The organism is Polaribacter sp. Hel1_33_78 (assembly GCF_900106075.1).
In the GTDB taxonomy this organism is placed as follows: domain Bacteria; phylum Bacteroidota; class Bacteroidia; order Flavobacteriales; family Flavobacteriaceae; genus Polaribacter.
The window spans coordinates 2,477,613-2,502,700 of sequence record NZ_LT629794.1 but is presented as its reverse complement, the minus strand read 5'-3'; the positions used below and the strand labels follow the sequence as shown (position 1 = coordinate 2,502,700).

At 35.6% G+C, this 25,088-nt stretch carries 7 protein-coding genes; 1 reads left to right on the top strand and 6 read right to left on the bottom strand.

The window, feature by feature from the left end; genetic code table 11:
• Nucleotides 1-59: 59 nt before the first annotated feature.
• On the top strand, nt 60-548 hold the full coding sequence (locus tag BLT88_RS10755) for a thioredoxin family protein (RefSeq protein WP_157691211.1): 489 nt from the start codon (nt 60-62) through the stop codon (nt 546-548).
• 66 nt (nt 549-614) lie between these two features.
• On the opposite strand, the gene BLT88_RS10750 is transcribed toward BLT88_RS10755, so the two are convergent.
• From BLT88_RS10750 to BLT88_RS10725, 6 genes are all read right to left on the bottom strand, one after another.
• Nucleotides 615-1,715, bottom strand: a complete 1,101-nt coding sequence (locus BLT88_RS10750; RefSeq protein WP_231959981.1) for an OmpA family protein — start codon at nt 1,713-1,715, stop codon at nt 615-617.
• Between the two features lie 95 nt (nt 1,716-1,810).
• Complete coding sequence (locus BLT88_RS10745) at nt 1,811-2,707, bottom strand: Ppx/GppA phosphatase family protein (RefSeq protein ID WP_091954721.1); 897 nt, start codon at nt 2,705-2,707, stop codon at nt 1,811-1,813.
• Nucleotides 2,708-2,713: 6 nt separating this feature from the next.
• Nucleotides 2,714-3,202 carry a histidine phosphatase family protein gene (locus tag BLT88_RS10740; protein ID WP_036783901.1) on the bottom strand — a complete coding sequence of 163 codons (489 nt, stop codon included), beginning with the start codon at nt 3,200-3,202 and terminating at the stop codon, nt 2,714-2,716.
• Nucleotides 3,203-3,233: 31 nt separating this feature from the next.
• Entirely contained in the window at nt 3,234-3,881 is a 648-nt protein-coding gene (pdxH, locus tag BLT88_RS10735; RefSeq protein ID WP_036783903.1) for a pyridoxamine 5'-phosphate oxidase, read from the bottom strand.
• A 28-nt stretch (nt 3,882-3,909) separates the two neighbouring features.
• Nucleotides 3,910-4,311 carry a hypothetical protein gene (locus BLT88_RS10730; RefSeq protein ID WP_091954720.1) on the bottom strand — a complete coding sequence of 134 codons (402 nt, stop codon included), beginning with the start codon at nt 4,309-4,311 and terminating at the stop codon, nt 3,910-3,912.
• 190 nt (nt 4,312-4,501) lie between these two features.
• Nucleotides 4,502-24,811, bottom strand: a complete 20,310-nt coding sequence (locus BLT88_RS10725) for an Ig-like domain-containing protein (protein WP_091954718.1) — start codon at nt 24,809-24,811, stop codon at nt 4,502-4,504.
• Nucleotides 24,812-25,088: the final 277 nt, after the last annotated feature.

The window sequence follows — 25,088 nt, the reverse complement described above, 5'->3', positions numbered from 1 at the left end:
CAATTTAAGTTTTTATAATTGGTATTATTTTTGATACTTTTGATTAAACAATGTTTATTATGAGGAAATTGGTTTTCGCTTTTATTATTTATCTATTCACAACTCAAGTTTATTTTGCACAGGACAGCCTTTTATCAGTTTCTGAGTATGCAAAGAGTAATGAGGTTAAATTAAATTGGATGCCAACTTATAAAGAAGCATTAAAGAAATCTAAAAGAGAAAAAAAACCAGTTTTAATTTATTTCACGGGTTCAGATTGGTGTGGACCTTGCAAGGTTTTGGATAAGGATTTATTTCATACAGAAAAATTTAAAGCATTAGCTGAAGAAGATTTAATTCTTTTAGAAGTTGATATTCCTAGAAGATTAGATATTATTTCACCAGATAGAATGAAAGAAAATAAAATTATTCAAAAAAAATATAGAGTCAACTCTTTTCCAACATTAATGATCGTTAATCATAGAGGGAAAAAAATTGCAGAGAAAAAAGGTTATATTATGACTGTATACTATTATCAGTTTTTACAATCGGAAATTAATAAATACTAAAGCTATATAATAAAAAAAAACGAAGCAATTACTGCTTCGTTTTTGTTGTATGATATGAAAAATAATTTATTTTTGATTCACGACTCTAAATGTTGTTCTCCTATTTATGGAGTGCTCTGCTTCAGAACAAACAATTCCATCAGAACATTTATTCAATAATCTAGATTCTCCAAAACCTTTGGCATATAACTGCGAAGCATTAATACCTTTAGAGATAATATAATCAGTTACCGCTTTTGCTCTTCTGTCAGATAAATTTTGGTTTTCTCTTTTCGTTCCCCTCATGTCGGTATGAGATTCAATAAAAACAGCAACACCATCGTTTAGGATTGGTAATAACCTAGCGTCAATAATTTGTTTCGCACCTTCATTTAAAGTAGCACTAGAAAAATCCCAATTTATAGGTAATGGAGTGTTGTTTACTAACTTACAATCCACTGCTTTCCATGAGGTCAATCCTCCTTGTTTAACTAATATTTGTTTTGTGATAGATCGATAAACAGCGGGAATTGTTATCTCTTCAGTAAAAGCATCTTTTACCAGTATCGTTTTTTCAATAGATATATATTCAGGTTCAGTTTGAACTATAGAGGTCGAGGGTCTTTTTACCATAACCTTCCTTTTATATGTTTCTCTTATTCCTGGAAGAGGAATTTTTAAGGTCATTGCATCACTCAATAATTTCTCTACGGGCATTGTTTTGAACTCAGCAGGCATAGGTTTATAACACCAGTATCTACAATCATCAGGATCATCAGAATCACAACCTGCCATTTTTTCACTCATTTCCCAACTTGCAGAGGCTGCCCTTGTTTCTACAGTTTCAAAACCTTGATTAAAAATAGCTTTCCGAACTTCTAATCTTGAACCATCTTCTTTTCTGTAATAGGTCACTTCTTGAGTTCCCCAAACAGCAGGAACTATTAGAACTTCTTCACCAGCTTCTTTAGTCAAAACTTTTTCTTGAATAGTTCTGTATTGTGCCGGGTATGTAGTAATTTTTTTGTACTCTGGTGAAACTGCAACATTAATCGTTTCGTTTCTGTAAATGTCTGGAGTTTTACAACGAACGTAACACTTTCCTGGCTCTGGGTTCTCAGGTAAATCTTGCCCAAAAGTAACAGTAGCCATCATTAGAAAAGTGATACTGAATAAGATTTTTTTCATACAATTAAACATTAGGAAGAATACATTTAAAATAAATAAACAATGTGCCAAATGTAATAAAAAACATTTATAAACGATAAGGAAATAACTAGAAATTATAGCTTATTGTAAAACAAACTTTTAATAATTCCGTCCGAAAGACCAATTTTGGGAACATATATTTTTGTCGCTCCACTCCATTTCATTGCAGATAAATAAATTTTTGTAGCAGGTATAATAACATCAGCTCTGTCTGGGTTTAAGCTTAATTCCGATATTCTTTCTTGATAACTCATTTGTTTTAAAAACTGATATTGGGCGTTTAAGTAAATAAAAGAAATTGGCTTCCCTTCAGTTCTGCCAGACATTTTAAAGAGTTTGTTAATGTTACCACCAGAGCCAATTAAGGAAACTTTTTTTAGATTTTTAGTATTCTTTTTAATCCATTTTTCTACATCCTCAAAAATTTCTTTATTTATAGCTTTTTTATTTTTCAGTAAGCGTACTGTTCCCATTTTAAAAGATTTGGAATTAACGATTTTACCTCTAGAAAAAACGGTAAACTCTGTACTTCCACCTCCTACGTCAACATATAAATAAGAATTATCTCCTTCTATTAAATCATTTAAATCTGTAGATGAAATAATAGCGGCTTCTTCTTTTCCCCCTATAATATCAATTTTAATTCCAGTCTCTTTTAAAATTTCATCAGCAACTTCAATACCATTTTTTGCTTCTCTCATTGCGGAAGTAGCACAGGCTTTATATTTTTCTACATTATGAACTTTCATAAGTAATTTAAAAGCTTCCATAGCATCAATCATTCTTTTCGTATTCTCTGCGCTAATTTTACCGCTTACAAAAGCATCTGCACCAAGTCGAATTGGCACGCGTACTAAAGAAGATTTTTTAAATTGAGCTTCTTTTCCTTTTTCAACAATTACGTTAGATACCAGTAATCTTATTGCGTTGGAACCTATATCTATAGCACCATATTTTTTTATTTTCAACAATTTTTTCTATTTATGATTTTTAGGTGATTCAGATAAAATAGTTTTTCCTTTTTTGATATTTTTCCAGTGCTTTTCGTCAAATTGAATTCCGATGACACCACACGTGGGTACATGGGCTATGGGTTTATTACCAAATTTATTTACAAATGTGTTGATACCGTGGTCATGACTAAAAATAATTGCCGTGCTAAAACCATCATCAAGCGCTTTTACCGTTTTTACCAGGTAACCATCACTAAAACTATACAGTTGGCGTCTAATTTTTAAGTTTGATAAGGGATATTCGAAATTCTCACAAAAAATTACAGCCGTGTGTAAAGCTCTATTTGCGCTACTAGTAACAAAAACATCGGGTCTAGAAATTTTGTTTGATAAGATCTTAGACAATAAATGAGCATCTTTAATTCCGCGCTTCTTTAAAGGTCTATCGATATCTTCTATTCCTTTATACTCCCAAGAAGATTTTGCATGACGAACTATATATATCGTTTTCATTAAAATGATTGTTGAAATGTAAATATAAAAATTAAGGCGATAACCGCTCTAATTTCCAAGAAAAATCTTTTTGTAAAGAATACCTTATTCTATCATGCATTCTATTGGGTCTACCTTGCCAAAATTCTATAGAAATCGGACGTACTAAATACCCTCCCCAATGTTTGGGCCTTAAAATTTCTTTTCCTTCAAACTTTTTTTCATAAGATGATAAGTTTTTATCTAGTTCCTCTCTGGATGAAACAACTTTACTTTGGTTAGAGGCCCAGGCTCCTAATTTGCTTCCATCTGGTCTGGATTCAAAGTAACCATCAGATAAATTATCTGGTAATTTTTCGGCTTTTCCCTTTATAATAATTTGCTGTTCTAAACCTGCCCAAAAAAAAGACAAACAAATATGATTGTTATGAGCAATAGCTTCTCCTTTTTCTGAATTATAGTTAGTGTAAAAAATAAAACCTTCCCAAGTATATTTTTTTAACAATACAACTCTGTTTTTAGGAAACCCATCTAAACCAATAGATGCAATGGTCATGGCATTACTTTCATCAACGGCCTCAGAACTATCTGCATTTAAAAACCATGTTTGAAATAATTGTATGGGGTTTTCTGGACAATTGCTTTCTAAGAGTTCTTTTTTTTTGTAAGATTTTCGATAATTACTTAAGTCTTTTAACATTTATTTTATTTAAAAATATATCTAATTCCTATTGAGTTTCTAACCCCGGATGCATTACAATATCAGAAAAATGGTATGTATTTTCTAATAAGAATCCAAAAGATTTTATTTTATTAAAGGATATAATTTCTAATGGAATTGGTAAAAAATAACTTTCGAAAAAGTCAATATTACTAAAATGAAATGGGAGGTTAGAAACTTCTGCACCTATATTTAAATTGTATTCTTCTATGTAAAGGATTTTTTTTAATAGCCATAAAGCTGAATTAAATTCAATTCCTAAATTATCTTGAACACGTTGTTTTGCTTGCAAATTTTCAAAAAGTTTATAAGTTAAATTTATTTCACCTTTAAAATAACCTTTAACTTTAAATTGACTTAACATTGCTGTTGAGGATAAAATGATAAATAAAAAGATATTTGTCTTCATTCTATATTTTATGTGAAACAAATATAATTTATTAAAAAGAATTCTTCAACTTTTTGAATTTTCATTTTTTGCAAAAAAAAAGAGCTGAATTAACAGCTCTTCTCCTTCAAAACAATTGAATACATAAGCTGCTTTTCCCCACAAAATGCAGCTTAATTTTTTGAATAAATACAATTGATATTATTTTATACTATCTAAAGATAATTTTAGAAACTCCATAATTAACTTTTTTACTATTCACCTTTAAGAATAAAACACCAGGCTTCACTTTTACATTGAAGTCTATTTCATTCTTACCGTTTATTAATTGCACCGGAGCTACATAGATTTCTTTTCCGGTTACATCAAATAAAGAGATAGTTGCTTTGGTGTCCACTTTACTAAATATCATAACATTTACACTTCCTTTAGAAGGATTTGGGTATGCCATAAAGTTATTTTCAAACTTCTCAATTTTATTTACTATCTGGTCTTCAATAGCCGTTTTAGTGAATTTCACGTTAGAAATAAATAAATCTAAGTCTTTAGTATTCGCTTCAACAGGCAAGAAAGTAAATGCTAGAGTGGTTAAGTCATCTGCAGTTATTTTATTCGTTGTACCTGTAGAAGAAAATATATCAAAAGGCACATAGTACGTTTGTTCTTCTTTAGATAAATCGACCATCACTCTGTATTGTTGTTTCCATCGTTCTATGGAAGATTTAATCAATCCTAATTCCATTAAACCAGATCCTTTAGCAGTAAATGATAAGTACTTGTACTCAGAGTAATCAGCAGACAATGTACCAGGTAATAATGATTTGTAAACCGTTAAGTAATCATACTCACTAGTTGCCTTGATCTCAACATTTCTGTTTATTGAATATTCATCATCTTGATATGTTCTATCAAAATCATTCCATACAAAGTAGTTTAGTATCTCTGTATAATCCGAATCATAATCTAAGCCCCAGTTACCATCCGCATGATAAAATGCATCTTCTACTTCATCCTCTACTGTTACAAGACCATTATACTCATATCCATCAGCAATGTCTAATCTTAACGATTGCTGTATTTCAGTATCTAAAGAATTGTATCTGTGTTTGTTATTATTTGCAGTTTCAGAATATAACTCTACCATAGAAACTTCAGCAGTATTTCCAACTTCAGTACTTCTTAAATTCACCACTAATTCCCCTTTTTCTCTGTAAATTTTAGAAGCATAGGTTTCTGGAAATTTCTGAATTTCTGTTTGTTGTACAGGAATATAAGATTTCAAGTTATCTAAAATATCTTGTACTAATTTTTGAGTATCCGCTGGCTTTGTAGACCATACTTGGAAGTTATAGACATCGTTAAACTTGATATAGTTATTTACATACCAGTTTGTCTGAATTGTATACTTATCATCATTGTTGTTCTTAGAAACCGCAAATGAGATCGCATACTCTACAACACCGTTTCTTTGCTTAATTCCTTGCATCAAGAAATTATAACCTTCTAATCGAACCTTTTGCACATTCAATATTTCAGCACCTCTTAAACGATCACAAGATGCTTTGGTGTGATTGTAAATCTTATCTGAAGTTTTAATTCCTAATACAACTCCTTTTGTTTCTCCATTTATAGAGAAATCTACAGATAATACTTCATCAGCAATGGTATAATCTAAAATATCAGTTGGTGAAGTTACATTGGCTACATTTCCAGCTACTAATTCGGTAGGGAACATGTCTAATAAAGTTTGTCCTTTTCCTTGATAAGGCTGTATGGATTTTAACTTCACTTTATTGTACAAGTTCTCACTTGATTTCACAAATTCAGTTGGCATAGAATTCTTCTTTCTACCTACGTAAATCTTAGAAATTGCATCTCCTAAAGATTCTGACTCAACTCCACCGTTATTACCTGTTCCCGTGTTTCCTGAAGAAACTCCATAAGCAAAATCTTGATCTAGATTGTTTTGACCTAAAGGTAAATTAATCGCGCTGTTATTTGGAGTACCTACACTATCAAAATCATATGTTTGTATCAAGTCTGAAGGTGTTTTACCCACTGGAATTCCAGAAGTTACTGCGCTTACATCTACACTTATTATGTAATGTCCTGGTGGTAAATTGTTAAATAAATAGTTTCCATTTACATCGGTTGTCGCTGTTGTATCATCGCTAGGATCTCCTGGTGTACCTGGGTCTAAAGTAACAGTTGCACCTCCTAATCCATCTTCATTTGCATCTTTTATAGCATCTCCATCAGTATCAAACCAAACTGTATCTCCAATACTTCCTAAACCTGTTGTTACTGTAAAAGTAACATCTGAAGTGGTAGCAGCACAATCGCCATCAGCAGCAATTGTATATCGAATCGTTACCGTTGTATCTGTATTGATATCTGCAGGAGTGTAGGTAGTTCCTGTAATAGATCCGCCTCCAGAAACGATTGACCAAGTTCCTCCAGCAGGAGTACCAGTTAATGTTTTCGTTTGTCCTTCAGTAATATCAGCAGTTGAAGTCGTATTGTTAGCAACTACATCACAGACAGGAGTTACATCAAAAGTAACATCATCAGTTGTTGCAGCACAGTCTCCATCGGCAGCAATTGTATATCGAATCGTTACCGTTGTATCTGTATTGATATCTGCAGGAGTGTAGGTAGTTCCTGTAATAGATCCGCCTCCAGAAACGATTGACCAAGTTCCTCCAGCAGGACTACCAGTTAATGTTTTGGTTTGTCCTTCAGTAATAGCAGCAGTTGAAGTCGTATTGTTTGCAACTACATCACAGACAGGAGTTACATCAAAAGTAACATCTGAAGTTGTTGCAGCACAATCACCATCAGCAGCAATTGTATATCGAATCGTTACCGTTGTATCTGTATTGATATCTGCAGGAGTGTAGGTAGTTCCTGTAATAGATCCGCCTCCAGAAACGATTGACCAAGTTCCTCCAGCAGGAGTACCAGTTAATGTTTTCGTTTGTCCTTCAGTAATAGCAGCAGTTGAAGTCGTATTGTTTGCAACTACATCACAGACAGGAGTTACATCAAAAGTAACATCATCAGTTGTTGCAGCACAATCACCATCTGCAGCAATTGTATATCGAATCGTTACCGTTGTATCTGTATTGATATCTGCAGGAGTGTAGGTAGTTCCTGTAATAGATCCGCCTCCAGAAACGATTGACCAAGTTCCTCCAGCAGGAGTACCAGTTAATGTTTTCGTTTGTCCTTCAGTAATAGCAGCAGTTGAAGTCGTATTGTTTGCAACTACATCACAGACAGGAGTTACATCAAAAGTAACATCATCAGTTGTTGCAGCACAATCGCCATCAGCAGCAATTGTATATCGAATCGTTACCGTTGTATCAGTATTGATATCATCAGGCGTATACGTTGATCCAGTAATAGACCCACTTCCAGAAACGATTGACCAAGTTCCTCCAGCAGGAGTACCAGTTAATGTTTTGGTTTGTCCTTCAGTAATAGCAGCAGTTGAAGTCGTATTGTTTGCAACTACATCACAGACAGGAGTTACATCAAAAGTAACATCTGAAGTTGTTGCAGCACAATCACCATCAGCAGCAATTGTATATCGAATCGTTACCGTTGTATCTGTATTGATATCTGCAGGAGTGTAGGTAGTTCCTGTAATAGATCCGCCTCCAGAAACGATTGACCAAGTTCCTCCAGCAGGAGTTGCTATCAATGTTTTCGTTTGTCCTTCAGTAATATCAGCAGTTGAAGTCGTATTGTTAGCAACTACATCACAGACAGGTGTTACATCAAAAGTAACATCATCTGTTGTTGCAGCACAATCTCCATCAACAGCAATTGTATAACGAATCGTTACCGTTGTATCTGTATTGATATCTGCAGGAGTGTAGGTAGTTCCTGTAATAGATCCGCCTCCAGAAACGATTGACCAAGTTCCTCCAGCAGGAGTTGCTATCAATGTTTTCGTTTGTCCTTCAGTAATAGCAGCAGTTGAAGTCGTATTGTTTGCAACTACATCACAGACAGGAGTTACATCAAAAGTAACATCATCAGTTGTTGCAGCACAATCGCCATCAGCAGCAATTGTATATCGAATCGTTACCGTTGTATCTGTATTGATATCTGCAGGAGTGTAGGTAGTTCCTGTAATAGATCCGCCTCCAGAAACGATTGACCAAGTTCCTCCAGCAGGAGTTGCTATCAATGTTTTCGTTTGTCCTTCAGTAATAGCAGCAGTTGAAGTCGTATTGTTAGCAACTACATCACAGACAGGAGTTACATCAAAAGTAACATCATCAGTTGTTGCAGCACAATCACCATCAGCAGCAATTGTATATCTAATTACGATTGTTGTATCAGTATTGATATCATCAGGCGTATACGTTGATCCAGTAATAGATCCGCCTCCAGAAACGATTGACCAAGTTCCTCCAGCAGGAGTTGCTATCAATGTTTTCGTTTGTCCTTCAGTAATATCAGCAGTTGAAGTCGTATTGTTTGCAACTACATCACAGACAGGAGTTACATCAAAAGTAACATCATCAGTTGTTGCAGCACAATCACCATCAGCAGCAATCGTATATCTAATAGTCACCGTTGTATCTGTATTGATATCAGCAGGAGTATATGTTGTTCCAGTAATAAATCCGCCTCCAGAAACGATTGACCAAGTTCCTCCAGCAGGAGTACCAGTTAATGTTTTCGTTTGTCCTTCAGTAATATCAGCAGTTGAAGTCGTATTGTTTGCAACTACATCACAGACAGGAGTTACATCAAAAGTAACATCTGAAGTTGTTGCAGCACAATCACCATCTGCAGCAATTGTATATCGAATCGTTACCGTTGTATCTGTATTGATATCTGCAGGAGTGTAGGTAGTTCCTGTAATAGATCCGCCTCCAGAAACGATTGACCAAGTTCCTCCAGCAGGAGTTGCTATCAATGTTTTCGTTTGTCCTTCAGTAATAGCAGCAGTTGAAGTCGTATTGTTTGCAACTACATCACAGACAGGAGTTACATCAAAAGTAACATCATCAGTTGTTGCAGCACAATCGCCATCAGCAGCAATTGTATATCGAATCGTTACCGTTGTATCTGTATTGATATCTGCAGGAGTGTAGGTAGTTCCTGTAATAGATCCGCCTCCAGAAACGATTGACCAAGTTCCTCCAGCAGGAGTTGCTATCAATGTTTTCGTTTGTCCTTCAGTAATAGCAGCAGTTGAAGTCGTATTGTTAGCAACTACATCACAGACAGGAGTTACATCAAAAGTAACATCATCAGTTGTTGCAGCACAATCACCATCAGCAGCAATTGTATATCTAATTACGATTGTTGTATCAGTATTGATATCATCAGGCGTATACGTTGATCCAGTAATAGATCCGCCTCCAGAAACGATTGACCAAGTTCCTCCAGCAGGAGTTGCTATCAATGTTTTCGTTTGTCCTTCAGTAATATCAGCAGTTGAAGTCGTATTGTTTGCAACTACATCACAGACAGGAGTTACATCAAAAGTAACATCATCAGTTGTTGCAGCACAATCACCATCAGCAGCAATCGTATATCTAATAGTCACCGTTGTATCTGTATTGATATCAGCAGGAGTATATGTTGTTCCAGTAATAAATCCGCCTCCAGAAACGATTGACCAAGTTCCTCCAGCAGGAGTACCAGTTAATGTTTTCGTTTGTCCTTCAGTAATATCAGCAGTTGAAGTCGTATTGTTTGCAACTACATCACAGACAGGAGTTACATCAAAAGTAACATCTGAAGTTGTTGCAGCACAGTCTCCATCAGCAGCAATTGTATATCTAATTACGATTGTTGTATCAGTATTGATATCTGCAGGAGTGTAGGTAGTTCCTGTAATAGATCCGCCTCCAGAAACGATTGACCAAGTTCCTCCAGCAGGAGTACCAGTTAATGTTTTCGTTTGTCCTTCAGTAATATCAGCAGTTGAAGTAGTATTGTTAGCAACTACATCACAGACAGGAGTTACATCAAAAGTAACATCATCAGTTGTTGCAGCACAATCACCATCAGCAGCAATTGTATATCTAATTACGATTGTTGTATCAGTATTGATATCATCAGGCGTATACGTTGATCCAGTAATAGATCCGCCTCCAGAAACGATTGACCAAGTTCCTCCAGCAGGAGTACCCGTTAATGTTTTCGTTTCTCCTTCAGTAATAGCAGCAGTTGAAGTCGTATTGTTTGCAACTACATCACAGACAGGAGTTACATCAAAAGTAACATCATCAGTTGTTGCAGCACAATCACCATCAGCAGCAATTGTATATCTAATTACGATTGTTGTATCAGTATTGATATCATCAGGCGTATACGTTGATCCAGTAATAGATCCGCCTCCAGAAACGATTGACCAAGTTCCTCCAGCAGGAGTTGCTATCAATGTTTTCGTTTGTCCTTCAGTAATATCAGCAGTTGAAGTCGTATTGTTTGCAACTACATCACAGACAGGAGTTACATCAAAAGTAACATCATCAGTTGTTGCAGCACAATCACCATCAGCAGCAATCGTATATCTAATAGTCACCGTTGTATCTGTATTGATATCAGCAGGAGTATATGTTGTTCCAGTAATAAATCCGCCTCCAGAAACGATTGACCAAGTTCCTCCAGCAGGAGTACCCGTTAATGTTTTCGTTTGTCCTTCAGTAATATCAGCAGTTGAAGTCGTATTGTTAGCAACTACATCACAGACAGGTGTTACATCAAAAGTAACATCATCTGTTGTTGCAGCACAATCTCCATCAACAGCAATTGTATAACGAATTACGATTGTTGTATCAGTATTGATATCTGCAGGCGTATATGTTGTTCCTGTAATAGATCCGCCTCCAGAAACGATTGACCAAGTTCCTCCAGCAGGAGTACCCGTTAATGTTTTCGTTTGTCCTTCAGTAATAGCAGCAATTGAAGTCGTATTGTTAGCAACTACATCACAGACAGGTGTTACATCAAAAGTAACATCATCTGTTGTTGCAGCACAATCTCCATCAACAGCAATTGTATAACGAATTACGATTGTTGTATCAGTATTGATATCTGCAGGCGTATATGTTGTTCCTGTAATAGATCCGCCTCCAGAAACGATTGACCAAGTTCCTCCCGATGGATTTCCTGATAAAGTTTTGGTTTCACTTTCAGTGATTGAAGCGTTTGATGTTGTGTTATCTGCACTTGAGCATACAGTTAATATTGCATTTTTAATTTCTATTAAACAGCTATTATTAGCATGTGTCAATTTTACAAAATATTGTTTACCATTTAAACCAGTACTATTGCTAATATTTAAATCTGCTGTATTTGTACCTGTATATATTCCAATATCAGTTAGGGTAATGCCACTATTGTCTGGGTCTCCCAAATACCATTGATAGTTTATTCCATTATTTGCATTTCCAGGTGTTCCATAAATAGGTGCTCCATTATTGTAAGAAGTTGCTTGTTCGGCAGATGCTGAAACACTAAATGTAACTGGTTGACCTTCGTCAATATTTTGATTAGAAAGATTAGAAGTAAAATTAGCTTGGTGTGCAGCATATTCATTTCCCGAAACTCCATTATAGCCTCCCGAACTTCCGATAACTTTACCGTCTGCATCAAAACCTGAACCATCTAATATCCCATCGTTATTAGCATCTATTCCTCCTGATTCAACTACATCTTTACATCCATCGCCATCACTGTCTAAGTCTATATTGTCTGTCAATCCATCATTATCCGTGTCTTGTGAACATGTAAACAACCCATCATTAGTTAAGAATGAAATATTTTCGAAAGGCTTGTTTGAATTCCCATTACTAGATATATATACCCTGTAGTTTCCTGTGGATAAACCACTTTTTGTCTTTACAATACTATTATTTCTATATAAAGTTAAGTTACCTAATTCATCGATAACGATACGATGTTCGATGCCATTCATATTATTTACATTATTTGTAAGTGAATTGACATCTTTTGTATAAGAAATTTTTGAATTCAAATAAAAACCATAACTATTTGGAACTGTCCAATTACCATTTGAAGAACTATTCTCATATGCAAGTCCAATCATAGTATAATTTGAGGTAACCGAAAAAGTAAAGCTTAACTCTAGAGGTAGTGAAAAAGTTTGGTCTGATAATACAGATTTCCAACTACTAGTACTTGTACCTTTCAAGGTATTACTATCCAATGCCTCAACACTCATCTGACTATCGCCTGTCCAAGTTAGGTTGGTAACATCATAGGAAATAGCTTCACATCCTTCTTCTGTATCTAAAATACCATCGTTATCATCATCTAAATCACAAGCATTGTTTATACCATCGCCATCTGGGTCATTTGCTGTTGGTGTACCTACTGTTGCTCCATATGTACATGGATCTATCGCTGTTAATGTTGCTGATTGTATTTCTCTTTCACAAGAGTTATTACTTTGATTTACAACTATATAATATTCATTTCCATCTAGACCAGTTACATCACTTATACTTAAAGTATTTGTGTCTGTACCTGAGTAAACCAGTGTATCTGTAAGTAAACTACCTCCATTATCTGGGTCGCCTAAATACCAGCTGTAGGTAGTTCTATCGTTTCCATTTCCTGGTGTACCATATATTGGACTTCCTGAATTGTAATAAGTTGCCTCATCCGAAGAAGTTGTAATTGTAAATGAAGCTGGAGATCCATTATCAATTGTTGCATCGAAAGGTGGTAAAATTACTGACAACTGAGAAGCAACATATTCTGAGCCATTTGCTCCATCATAGCCTCCAGTACCTCCAGTTACTAATCCGTCTGTATCAAAAGTTGAACCATCTAATATACCATCGTTATTAGCATCGATCCCTCCTGATTCAACTACATCTTTACATCCATCACCATCACTGTCTAAATCTAAACTATTGATAATACCATCACCGTCTGTATCACAAGTTGGTAAACTAGATAATAATATTGAAAATGGTAAATTTTGTTTATTAATTCCAGGACCTTGATATTGTACATTTAAACTAAATGGACCGCCTCCTTGGAAGAAAAGTACTTCAATTGTGTGGTATCCATCAGTTAAATTAATATTACCTTGTCTAGTTTGAGCTCCATGGGAACCATCATTATTTACTACTTCAATACCATCAATAAATAATTTTGACCCATCATCCGATATGGTATAAAAAGTATAATTACCTGTTGTTTCTATATCAATTAAACCTTTGTAACGTATTGACATATTACTTGCATCTCCAGGATCTACATTATTTTGAAGAGTATTAGCATTCCAATAATCTACCGTACCAACTGATAATGCACCAGAAGTTGGAATATTATCTGTTGTACTACCCGCAGGAACACTATCGTAAAATTCATAATTTAATGAGCCATAGACAGCACATTCATTAACATCTAAAATACCATCGTTATCATCATCTAAATCACAGACATTGTTTATACCATCACCGTCTGGGTCATTCGCTGTTGGAGTGCCTACTGTTGCACCATAGGTACATGGATCATTCGCTGTTAAAGTTGCTGAACGAACCTCGCGTATACAGCTATTATTCTCTTGACCTATTACTACATAGTATTCGTTTCCGTCTAAGCCTGATACTTCACTTATCTCTAATGTGCTTGTTTCTGTTCCTGAATATACTGCTGTATCGGATAATGAACTACCTCCACTATCTGGGTCTCCTAAATACCACTGATACGTTATTCTATCATTTCCATTGCCTGGTGTACCGTATGTTGGACTTCCTGAACTGTACGATGTAGCTTCTTCTGAACTTACTACTGCTGTGAATGAAGCTGGTGATCCATTAAATCCGGTTACATCGCTTGGTCCTGAAGTTACTGTGAGTTGTGATGCTATGTATTCGTTTCCTGAAACTCCATCATAGCCTCCACTACCTCCAGTTACTAGTCCGTCTGCATCATACCCTGAACCATCAAATATACCATCGTTATTAGCGTCTATTCCTCCTGATTCAACTACATCTTTACATCCATCGCCGTCACTGTCTAAGTCTAAACTGTTATCTACTCCGTCATTGTCAATATCATAAGAAGTTTCTGTGGTTACAATAATGTTTGTTATGCTATAACCGTTATTGCTGTTATCATGAATAGAGCTATCTATGTAATAATCTGATGCTGTTGAAGCTGCTGCACTAGTATAGAATACAACACCATTTTTTGAATAGGTTATTGTAGTGCCTGTTCTCTTTATTGAAAAAACATCGTCTGGTGATGTTATGGAGACATAGTTTCCTTTGTGACCACCATTTTCATATACTTCAACTCGATTATTTGTGTTATTAAAGTAAATGGCATAGTCTATATCTGAATAGCTTGCTGTACTATTATTACCAGAGGCATTTAAACCAATCATAATGTGTCTGGTAGTTATCAAATCTGCTTGCATGCTCATTGAAAAGTCTACACCTGTCGCAACACCTAAATCATTGGAATGAACACTGTTACTGCCCCAGTCTCCTGTTAAAGCTGAAGTTACTGTGATATTATTATTATCTATAGTAACACCATTACCCACTACAAGAGATAGAGTTTTTACTAAGTTAGATTCTTGTGTATCTAAAATACCATCATTATCATCATCTAAATCACAGATATTATTTATACCATCTCCATCTGGGTCATTCGCTGTTGGGGTGCCTACTGTTGCTCCATAAGTACATGGATCATCTACAATTAACGTTGCTGAACGAATCTCACGTATACAAGTATTGTTTTCGTGCGATACGATTACATAATATTCGTTATTATGTAAACCTGTAACATCACTTATACTTAAAGTAGTTGTGTCTGTACCTGAATAAACAGGTGTATCTGAAAGTAAACTACCTCCATTATCTGGGTCTCCTAAATACCAGCTATACGTTAATCCTGTATTTGCATTACCTGGTGTGCCATATGTTGGGCTTCCTGAACTGTATGAAGTGGCTTCATCTGCGCTAGCCTCTATCTCAAAACTTGCAGTTGTGTTGGATACTGCATTTGTTGGTGGTGATGTAATAGACAACTGAGAAGCAACATATTCTGAGCCATTTGCTCCATTATAACCTCCAGTACCTCCGGTTACTAATCCGTCTGCATCAAAACCTGAACCATCTAATATACCATCGTTATTAGCATCGATTCCTCCTGATTCGGTTACATCAAAACACCCATCTCCGTCTGAGTCTGTGTCTAAACTGTTTGGAATACCGTCTCCGTCTAAGTCTGAAGAAGATCTTGTTACCAAAATATTGCTGATGGTGTATCCATTGTTACCATTATCATGCATAGAACTATCTATGTAATAATCTGCAGCACTGCTTGCTGTTAAACTTGTGTAAAATACAGTTCCATTCTTTGAATAGGTAATTGTGGTTCCTACACGCGCTATGGAAAATACATCTGAATCTGCAGTTACTGAAGAATGAGTTCCTTTATTGCTACCGTTTTCAAAAATATATACAGAATTTCCAGCAAAATATAGTGCATAATCAATATCATCATGACTATTAGTACTATTGTTACCTGAGGCATTTAAACCAATCATGATGTGCCTTTGAGAAAATAGTTCAACTTCTAAACTAAGTGTAAAATCTTCATTTGGTGCAATCCCTAAATCATTGGAATGAACGCTTCCTGCACCCCATCCGCCTGAGATGTTGTTTACTGTAAAATTATTAGAGTCTATAGTAATTGCTGAGGCACCTGCTACCGCAGTTAAAGAAGAAACAAGGTTATCTTCTATAGTATCTAAAATACCATCATTATCGTCGTCTAAATCACAAGCATTGTTTATACCATCTCCATCTGGGTCATTCGCTGTTGGTGTGCCTACTGTTGCTCCATAACTACATGGATCATCTACAATTAACGTTGCTGAACGAATCTCACGTATACAAGTATTGTTTTCGTGCGATACGATTACATAGTATTCGTTATTATGTAAACCTGTAACATCGCTTATACTTAAAGTAGTTGTGTCTGTACCTGAATAAACAGGTGTATCTGAAAGTAAACTACCTCCATTATCTGGGTCTCCTAAATACCAGCTATACGTTAATCCTGTATTTGCATTACCTGGTGTGCCATATGTTGGGCTTCCTGAACTATATGAGGTTGCTTCATCTGCGCTAGCCTCTATCTCAAAACTTGCAGTTGTGTTGGATACTGCATTTGTTGGTGGTGATGTAATAGACAACTGAGAAGCAACATATTCTGAGCCATTTGCCCCATCATAACCTCCAGTACCTCCAGTTACTAATCCGTCTGTATCAAAAGTTGAACCATCTAATATACCATCGTTATTAGCATCGATGCCTCCTGACTCGGTTACATCTTTACATCCATCGCCGTCACTGTCTAAATCTAAACTATTGATTAAACCATCTCCATCTAAATCACTTGATGGAGAAGCAGATTTGTATGGATGGTTAACTGGTAAACTACTCGCTAAGCCCCATTTATGTGCTAGGTAACCTTCTAATTTTTCACGTTCTTCATCTGTTGGAATTCTTGGTAAAACTACTACCTCGTAATGGGTAGCAGAGCCCTGTCCATAATTGTTATCATAGCTACCCATATTGTAGCCATTGGTTAGCGTCTTGACCGTATTTCCATTTGGAGTATAACTCCATATATGTGGTGAATCTATAGTACTAAAGCCTGTATTAGAAACAGTTTTAGAAATTCCGTCTACCCATACAGATCCAGGATAGGCATTATTATGAAAACCAGTGTTACCAGATTGCATGATCCCACCAAATCGTGAGTTTGCTCGATGACCAAAAATAGTATGAAAGTTATTCCAGGTTGCATTTTCGGCTTTTAATACAGCGATCACATAGCCTACTGTTTGCGTACCCGTATTTTTTCTCAAAGATTTGTTTAAGTAAAAATCTACTCCGTCTTTACCAGCTAAATCATTTTGTACATAGCTAGGCTTGTAACTATTGTTTGATTGAACTGCATGATGCCCATTACCTGATTTATCATTCCATTGACTTACTTTTCCTCCACTTTCTGTTATCGTTGAACTATCTGAAGCATCTAACCACACTTCTGGCGATAATGAAGATATAGAAAAATCTTCCTCTGTATCTAAAATACCATCATTATCATCATCTAAATCACAGACATTGTTTATACCATCACCGTCTGGGTCATTCGCTGTTGGAGTACCCAATGTTGCTCCATAGGTACATGGATCATTCGCTGTTAAAGTTGCTGAACGAACCTCGCGTATACAGCTATTATTCTCTTGACCTATTACTACATAGTACTCATTCCCGTCTAAGCCTGATACTTCACTTATCTCTAATGTGCTTGTTTCTGTTCCTGAATATACTGCTGTATCGGATAATGAACTACCTCCGCTATCTGGGTCTCCTAAATACCACTGATACGTTATTCTATCATTTCCATTGCCTGGTGTACCGTATGTTGGACTTCCTGAACTGTACGATGTAGCTTCTTCTGAACTTACTACTGCTGTGAATGAAGCTGGTGATCCATTAAATCCGGTTACATCGCTTGGTCCTGAAGTTACTGTGAGTTGTGATGCTATGTATTCGTTTCCTGTACTTCCATCATAACCTCCGCTACCTCCGGCTACTAATCCGTCTGCATCAAAACCTGAACCATCTAATATCCCATCGTTATTAGCATCTATTCCTCCTGATTCAACTACATCTTTACATCCATCGCCATCACTGTCTAAGTCTAAACTGTTATCTACTCCGTCATTGTCAATATCACTATCACATTGATAAATTATTTGGAAATCATCAACTGTAAAGCTTCCTCTAGAAATAGTGATTTTATAATCCTCTACAGGAACTGTATTTGAATAGAATAAACTTCCATTAAAGTAATACTCCATATTACCCGACTCATCTATTACAAATCGGAAAGTTGAATTTAAAGAATTCGGAGACTTCCAGTCAACATTTGTATTACCATGGCGTGTATAAATTCCATTACCGTTATTTCTTATTTGTACTTTGTAGCCACCATCATTCCAAGTCCCTCCAGTAGTCTCTGTTTTTGATACTGGTAAAAATCCTATCATACCATTGCTTACACTGGTTATTGTACCTGTCATCTCTAATGGTAAAGACCAGGTTTGATCTGAGTAAGCGTTACTCCATATTCCTCCTGTAACTGCTAAATCTTTACCATTTGCAGTAGTCATATTACTTGCTGCTGATCCATGCCAAGTTAAATCTGCTGGTGTTAAAGTACATGAATCTTCTTTTGTATCTAAAATACCATCATTATCATCATCTAAATCACATGCATTGTTTATACCATCTCCATCTGGGTCATTCGCTGTTGGTGTACCTACTGTTGCTCCATAACTACATGGATCATCTACAATTAATGTTGCTGAACGAATCTCACGTATACAAGTATTATTCTCATGCGATACGATTACATAATATTCGTTATTATATAAACCTGTAACATCGCTTATGCTTAAAGTAGTTGTTTCTGTACCTGAATAAATTGCTGTATCTGAAAGTAAACTACCTCCATTATCTGGATCTCCTAAATACCAGCTATATCCTAATCCTGTATTTGCATTACCTGGCGTGCCATATGTTGGACTTCCTGAACTGTATGAAGTGGCTTCATCTGCACTAACTTCTATTTCAAAACTTGCAGTAGTGTTGGATACTGCATCTGTTGGTGGTGATAAAACTGTGACTTGATTTGCAATATATTCATTTCCTGTTAAACCATCATAACCATTTATTCCTCCTACTACTCTACCTTTATTGTCATACCCTGAACCATCTAGTATACCGTCATTATTTGCATCTATTCCTTTCGATTCTGTAACATCCTTACAACCATCGCCATCACTGTCTAAGTCTAAACTATTTAATAGGCCATCATTATCTACATCTGTGCCTGAACAATTTATCATATAAGAATAATATTCTCCGTTTATGTTTGTTGGACCAAAGTTAAGTTGAGAAATAATAATTGTATTATTCCCTGAAGTATTTAAAGAGAAATCAGCAAATTGAGGATCATTATTTTGAATATACATTTCCTCTAACTCTCCGTTATCTGATCTTTTACCAAATAATGATACTTTCCCTAAAGCATTTACTTCTAGTCGTAAAGTAGGGTTTCCTGTATTTCCATTGATACCCCAGACTGTTGGTATACCATTTTGTCCATAAGAAAAATTATCAGATTTGAATTTTACTAAAGACTGATTTGAAGGAGAAGAATAAGACCCTTGATCGAATTGAAGTTGAACTGGTACTAAATCAATACCATTTATGTTTAAGTTAAAACTATTATCTAAACCTTTAATATCGATTATTAAACCTGAATCAGTTGAAGCTGCAACATTATATGTACCAGAGCCATTAAAACTAACTTGAGAACCATTGTTTGTAGTACAAGTGTCTTCTACTGTATCTAAAATACCGTCATTATCATCATCTAAATCACATGAATTATTTATCCCATCTCCGTCTGGGTCATTCGCTGTTGGAGTACCTACTATAGCTCCTATAGTACATGGATCGGTATTCACCTCAACAGTAACTGTAACTGTAGCGGTAGATGTGTCTCCGTTACTATCTGTTATCGTGTAATCAAAAGTATCATCACCATTAAAATTTAAAGCTGGTGTATAATTTACTCTATCATCAGTAGGATCAGTTGGTGTACCTCTATCGTCTACCACTAAGTTCCCTCCTTCATTAGAGTTAGATGAAGGTAATAAGATTGTTCCTGTGTTAGGACCATCTCCTCCAAAATCATCATTATTAAGGACTAAAATATCTACTGGAATATTTTCTGAAGTAGTAGCAATATCATCAACCGCTGTAGGTAAATCATTAACAGGTGATATTGTTATTGTAACCGTTGCTGTAGAGGTATCTCCATTACTATCTGCAATGGTATAATCAAATGTATCTGTACCATTAAAGTTAGCTTTTGGTGTATAATCTATTGAATCATCGGTAGGGTCAGTAGGAGTTCCTGAGTCGTTTACCTCGACTGTACCCCCGTTTGCTGAAATTGCAGAAGGAATTGTTATTGAGCTTGAACTTGGACCATCACCTCCAAAACTATCATTTGAAACAGCGCTAATATTTACTGGTGTATCTTCATTTGTAGATTTTGAGTCATTTGTGGCAACGGGCAAATCATTTACTGCGCTAACAGTAACTGTTACTGTTGCTGTAGAAGTATCTCCATTACTATCTATTATTGTATAATTAAAAGTATCTACTCCATAAAAATTTGGAGCCGGAATATAATCAATAGTATCGTCTGTTGGATCGGTGATTGTTCCCGCATTATTAACTGCAATAATTCCAGCCTGAGCAGATGTTGTTGATGGTATTGTTATAGGACCATTAGAAGGACCATCTCCTCCAAAGGTATCATTATCTAAAACATCTATATTTACCAATGTATCTTCATCGGTAATAGCAACATCATCAAATGCTTCTGGTAAATCATTTACTCCATTAACTGTAATAGTTACTGTAGCAGTAGATGTATCTCCGTTACTATCTGTAATTGTATAATCAAAAGTATCTGTTCCATTGAAGTTAAGCTTTGTGGAATAATCAATTTTATCATCTGTTGGATCGTTAGGTGTGCCTCCTTTATTCACTTGAATCGAAGCCCCTTCAGTTGATGTTGCAGATTGTAGAGAAATTGAACCTACATTTGGGCCATCTCCTCCAAAAGTATCATTATCTAAAACAACGATAATATTTACACCACTATCTTCATCAACTGTATCTGAATCATCTGTAGCTAATGGTAAGTCATTGATTGGACTAATTGTAATGGTAACTGTTGCAGTTGATGTGTCTCCATTTCCATCTGTGATTGTATAATTAAAGTTATCTGAACCACTATAGTTTAGTGGCGGTGTATAATCTATAGTATCATCTGTGGGGTTATTTGGAGTACCTGCTTTATTAACCACAATAGAACCTCCTTGTGAAGATGTTGCCGATGGTATTGTAATTGCACCTGTATTTGGACCGTCTGTTCCAAAGTCATCATTATTGAGAACTGAAATATTTATTGGAATATCTTCATCTGTAGTTTCTGAATCATCAACTGCTAATGGGAGATCATCTATTGTAGTTACAGTAAACGTAACATCATCTGAAGTCGCTGCACAACTTCCGTTTGCTGCAATTGTATATCTAATTTTAACATTAGTATTTGTATTTATATTAGCAGGTGTATACGTTGAACCATTAATCGTTCCGCCACCTGATACAATACTCCAAGAACCTCCAGAAGGAGAGCCCGTTAATGTTTTGGTTTGATTTTCATTAATTGATGCAGTTGCTGTTGTATTATTTGCTGTTGTACAAACTGGTGTTACAGTAAAAGTAACATCATCTGAAGTCGCTGCACAACTTCCGTTTGCTGCAATTGTATATCTAATTTTAACATTAGTATTTGTATTTATATTAGCAGGTGTATACGTTGAACCATTAATAGTTCCGCCACCTGATACAATACTCCAAGAACCTCCAGAAGGAGAGCCCGTTAATGTTTTGGTTTGATTTTCATTAATTGATGCAGTTGCTGTTGTATTATTTGCCGTTATACTACAAACAGGAGTTACCGTAAACGTAACATCATCCGAAGTCGCTGCACAACTTCCGTTTGCTGCAATTGTATATCGAATTTTAACAGTAGTATTGGTATTGATATTAGCAGGAGTATATGTTGAACCATTGATCGTTCCGCCACCTGATACAATACTCCAAGAACCTCCAGAAGGAGAGCCCGTTAATGTTTTGGTTTGATTTTCATTAATTGATGCAGTTGAAGTTGTATTATTTGCCGTTATACTACAAACTGGTGTTACAGTAAAAGTAACATCATCTGAAGTCGCTGCACAACTTCCGTTTGCTGCAATTCTATATCGAATCTTAACAGTAGTATTTGTATTGATATTAGCAGGAGTATATGTTGAACCATTGATCGTTCCGCCACCTGATACAATACTCCAAGAACCTCCAGAAGGAGAGCCCGTTAATGTTTTGGTTTGATTTTCATTAATTGATGCAGTTGCTGTTGTATTATTTGCCGTTATACTACAAACAGGAGTTACTGTAAACGTAACATCATCTGAAGTCGCTGCACAACTTCCGTTTGCTGCAATTCTATATCGAATCTTAACAGTAGTATTGGTATTGATATTAGCAGGTGTATACGTTGAACCATTGATTGTTCCGCCACCTGATACAATACTCCAAGAACCTCCAGAAGGAGAGCCCGTTAATGTTTTGGTTTGATTTTCATTAATTGATGCAGTTGCTGTTGTATTATTTGCTGTTGTACAAACTGGTGTTACAGTAAAAGTAACATCATCTGAAGTCGCTGCACAACTTCCGTTTGCTGCAATTGTATATCTAATTTTAACATTAGTATTTGTATTTATATTAGCAGGTGTATACGTTGAACCATTGATTGTTCCGCCACCTGATACAATACTCCAAGAACCTCCAGAAGGAGAGCCCGTTAATGTTTTGGTTTGATTTTCATTAATTGATGCAGTTGCTGTTGTATTATTTGCTGTTGTACAAACTGGTGTTACAGTAAAAGTAACATCATCTGAAGTCGCTGCACAACTTCCGTTTGCTGCAATTGTATATCTAATTTTAACATTAGTATTTGTATTTATATTAGCAGGTGTATACGTTGAACCATTAATAGTTCCGCCACCTGATACAATACTCCAAGAACCTCCAGAAGGAGAACCCGTTAATGTTTTGGTTTGATTTTCATTAATTGATGCAGTTGCTGTTGTATTATTTGCAGGGTTTGGACATACTACATTAACTGTAATATTTTTTGAGCCAGTGCATCCATTGCTATCTGTTGCTATAACCGTGTATGTTCCTGACATAGCTGTAGTAACAGAATTTGAAAGTAGAATATCTCCACCATTATTTCCGCTACCTGAAAAATTATTTGGACCTGTCCAAGAATATGACGACAAATAATTTGGATTTGTAGAAAGTTGAAGTTTTTGTCCTTGTGTTAGAGTAATCGAACAATTATTTGTAATCCAACCGCCATTATCAACTTTATACTCACACTGCAAACTTAAGCTATTGTTAGTTACTGTTTTGATAACCTCATTAGAGTATTTATACCCAACTGTGCAGCCTGAACTAGTTCTTATTGCTCCTCTTCTGTATGTAGTGGTTTGAGAAATAGAACCCGGATTATACCCTGCATCAGTTGCACCATTAATAGCAATCCAATTACCAGTTGTTTTATATTGCCATTGATATGATATCCAAGAACCTCCACCACCTGAAGCTGAAGTGTTATTTGAAATATTCCCTGGATTATAACTGCTGCATTCAGATTCGTCTCCTGAGATTGAGCCAGGATTTTGAACGTTTTCAGATATCCAATAATATTTACCTTCACTTTCTATCCAAGTAGTTGAACAGGTTCTTTTTGCTTTTCTACGCCAATAATTTTCACCAACTTTCCAACCATAAGGATTTGTTGAAGCATTATAAGGAGAATTTGGTGGATTATAATTTTTATTTGTAGCTCCAGGAATATTATACCATACGTTTGGGGCCCATCTTATCTGCCACTGGTATTCTATAGTGCCTCCTTGCCCACCGGAAGCATCTACCCAATCCATAAGCGGTATATTTAGGTTTTGACTGGCATCTTGGGTGCATAAATTATGCCATTCAAATGTATGACCTGCGTTAGTAAGATCATCACAAGGTGTAAAATCTCCTTCAGTACATGAAACGCCACCCATACCACTTACTAAAGGCATTTCTATCGCCAAAACTTTGAAATGTCCGTTAATAGTATGACCAACATCTAAATTTGTAGAACAAGAGGTGTGATATGAGACGGCAGAGCCCGCTATAGAATACCAAGTATTAGTTTCGAGTCCTTCTTGACCGTGTTTATTTACCATACCCGAACCATCAACTATTAAGGACTGACCATTTGAAACATTGCCCTGAAAATGAACTGCTCCGCCAGAATTTTTAAATCTAAAAACGATCCAGGGGTTTCCACTTCCTATATATTCTAGTTTTAATCTCTTTGGATGCATGTGACCTTGAGGCTGTTCCTTATAACAACAGCCTTGATTGTTATCAGGTTGATAAGTTTTATCCATGGCAATTTCTAGCATACTTTCAGAAAAATTGATAGCATCTACTGCAGGTAAAGCGCTTGTACAATCATCTGCTTCAGGTGCAGGTGCACTTATCGCTGTAAACTGCTTACTTGCAAAAGCACTCTGATTGAATTCAGTATTAAAATTTTCTAGATTTTTCCAGTTAGCTTCATAATTACTGAAAAAGTTTTCTGTAAAAGAATTCTTAACATCTTTTTCTGAGATAGCATTTGCAATTTCATTGGTATTAATTACGTTAGATCCATAATTAAACTGAATAATTGATAATAGCGCTACTGAAAATATAAATAATCTCTTCTTCATATAGATTTTTTTTATTTTTAACTGTTTGCAAACATAGAAAAAAAAACAAACATAAATCACTGTGCAAAAGGAATTTGTGATTTACAAGTGTTGCTTTTTGGTCTATTTCTATTGTTTTTTTCTTAATTTACGTTTATACAAATTTTGACAAATCTACATAAATCAATAATATTAAGCAAAAAATATAGCTTGTTGGTAATTTTATTCGTTGAAACGACTATTTTTGTCGCTTAAGTGCAAAAACAGTCTTTATTTTTAAAACTGATTTTTTTTTACT

What these genes read in the sequence shown, in the direction of transcription:
- BLT88_RS10740 (WP_036783901.1), bottom strand. Translation starts at nt 3,202, where the DNA reads ATGAAAACGATATATATAGTTCGTCATGCAAAATCTTCTTGGGAGTAT.
- pdxH (WP_036783903.1), bottom strand. Translation starts at nt 3,881, where the DNA reads ATGTTAAAAGACTTAAGTAATTATCGAAAATCTTACAAAAAAAAAGAA.
- BLT88_RS10730 (WP_091954720.1), bottom strand. Translation starts at nt 4,311, where the DNA reads ATGAAGACAAATATCTTTTTATTTATCATTTTATCCTCAACAGCAATG.
- BLT88_RS10755 (WP_157691211.1), top strand. Translation starts at nt 60, where the DNA reads ATGAGGAAATTGGTTTTCGCTTTTATTATTTATCTATTCACAACTCAA.
- BLT88_RS10750 (WP_231959981.1), bottom strand. Translation starts at nt 1,715, where the DNA reads ATGAAAAAAATCTTATTCAGTATCACTTTTCTAATGATGGCTACTGTT.
- BLT88_RS10725 (WP_091954718.1), bottom strand. Translation starts at nt 24,811, where the DNA reads ATGAAGAAGAGATTATTTATATTTTCAGTAGCGCTATTATCAATTATT.